At 67.6% G+C, this 2,007-nt stretch carries 3 protein-coding genes; 2 read left to right on the forward strand and 1 reads right to left on the reverse strand.

The features are described 5' to 3' along the window. Positions 1 to 716 (forward strand): hypothetical protein (locus HG542_RS33900; protein WP_218039107.1); only part of this gene is annotated, 716 nt, incomplete at its 5' end. Between the two features lie 63 nt (positions 717 to 779). Then, positions 780 to 1,550 carry a hypothetical protein gene (locus HG542_RS33905; RefSeq protein ID WP_227723578.1) on the forward strand — a complete coding sequence of 257 codons (771 nt, stop codon included), beginning with the start codon at positions 780 to 782 and terminating at the stop codon, positions 1,548 to 1,550. A gap of 136 nt (positions 1,551 to 1,686) precedes the next feature. On the opposite strand, the gene HG542_RS34615 is transcribed toward HG542_RS33905, so the two are convergent. Further along, a partial coding sequence (locus HG542_RS34615; protein WP_218039108.1) for a hypothetical protein occupies positions 1,687 to 2,007 on the reverse strand: 321 nt, incomplete at its 5' end.

Here is a 2,007-nt window from a genome sequence, read left to right on the forward strand (position 1 = left end):
ACCTGGGCGGCGGTGGCGGCGGCCATGTGCCGCCGGGCGGTCACGGTGGTGGCGGTCACGGTGGTGGTGGCGGTGACCATGGTGGTGGCGGTCACGACGGCGGCGGTACGCCCCCGCCCCCGCACGAGGGCGGCACGTACAACCCGGGCCCGGACGACAAGATCCCGCACCTTCAGCGCCAGGACGACAACTTCGGGGCCGAGCACAACCGCAAGGGCCAGCGGAAGTCCCACCTGAACGCGGACGGCGACCTGGTCCCGGCCGACCCCAACGGTGACGCGTCGATCGTCGACCACATCGTGGGCCGCGACCCGAAGAAGTCCGAGAGCCCGTACACGTCCCTCAGCGAGGACGGCGCCGACGCCAAGGACTACGGCGGCAAGAAGATCCGCGTCGACCTGCCGAACCTGGTGAAGGACATCGCCGACGGAAAGGTCAAGGGCGTCGAGGTGTACTCGCCGAAGGAGGTCGAGGCGGCGATCCAGCAAAGCGCCGATAAGATCGCGGGCGAGCACGTGAACATCGACGTACCGCCCGGGACGAGTTACGACGACATCTCGAAGCGGGCCGCGGAGATGGCGAAGGAACACGGCTGGGGCAAGGCCAAGACGAAGCGCATCGAGCAGCGGATCAAGGACATGATGCACACGCGCCGCGACTCCGAGTGGCTCATCAAGGGCGTCGTGCCGCACGAGTACATCCATGAAGCGTCGTGACGTTCGCCGTTCGACGTCCGAAGTCCGAAGTCCGACCGCCAAGGCATTTGAAAGGCATTGATCATGACGCGCTTCCGTGAATTGCTCGGCACGGATTTCGACGGTGAGCCGACGGACGACATCGACGACGTCATCTTCGGCGCATTCGACGATCCGGCCCACCGGGACCGGGTGCCCGGCCTGGTCGAGCTGATGAACGACCCGGCGGCTCCCGAGAACGAGCGCTTCCTCGCCTGCCTCGCCCTGACGACCTGGGGCGAGCAGGCCGGCTACGAAGCGGTGATCCGCGCGGCGGCGGACCCGAAGCGGTCGCCCTGGTACGACACGCTGATCGACCGCAAGTTCTCGGTGGACAGCACCTTCGCGCAGCTCGCGGAGGCGGCGTCGGAGAAGGACCTGGCGGAGGAGAAGGGCACGCTCCCGCTGCGAACGGAGGCGCTGCGCGCGCTGGTCCGCATCGCGGACGGCGAGTACTTCGAGGACAAGCTGGGCGAACTCTTCGACACTGCGGTGCTGGTGACACTGCTCGACGACATCAAGGACGTCGTCGGCAGGGGCGCGCGGTCACTGGCGGCGGGGGAGCGGTACTCGTTCGACCTGCCGACGCAACTGGTGGACCTGGCGTGCGCGGTGGCGTCGGCCGACGGCCCGTTGGCGGTGGAGCTGGCGATGAGCGTGCTGGGCGCGGTGGAGCCGTCGCAGCGCGCGCTGATGCACGCGGTCGCGATCGCCCACCGGGCGGGCGCCGACCCGGAGGTCCGGCGGTTCGCCGAGTACCTGGCGACTGCCGGGGACGACGCGGTGCGGGCTGCGGTGGGCAACATGCTGCCCTAAAAATGGGTAGGGATGTTTGTTTGGGCGGCCGGATCAACCGGCCGCCCTCACTGCTTCTTCGAGACAAACGAGCCCATGCCGGGCTCGGTGCGGATCCGGCGTTCGGTGCGCAGAGCGCGGTGCACCTTCGGGGCAGTCACGCTGGCAATGCCGAACTCTTCGGTGAGCTGGACGACAGAGGGAAGGCACGTAGCAGAGCGCGATGCGGACGCGCGCAGACTGCCGTGGCCACGCCGGCCGGGACAGGAACTGTGGCATTGAGTGCGTAGCAGGGTGAAACGGGCGGGGTGCGGTGAGCACCCCGCCCGTTGTCAGTGGGGCGTGGCAAGGTTGATGACACGCGGTCACCGGCGGAGCCAAAGGTCTTTGTGATCACATTGGTGATGTTGATAGACATGTTGTTCGAGTTGTCGTCAAGAGGTGTGGGGGTGGTGAGCTCGTGAAGTTCGACATGGGT

The organism is Streptomyces morookaense (assembly GCF_013030945.1).
In the GTDB taxonomy this organism is placed as follows: domain Bacteria; phylum Actinomycetota; class Actinomycetes; order Streptomycetales; family Streptomycetaceae; genus Streptomyces; species Streptomyces morookaensis.

Excerpts from the sequence above, each read along its gene's own strand:
- HG542_RS33905 (WP_227723578.1), top strand. The coding sequence starts at position 780 with ATGACGCGCTTCCGTGAATTGCTCGGCACGGATTTCGACGGTGAGCCG.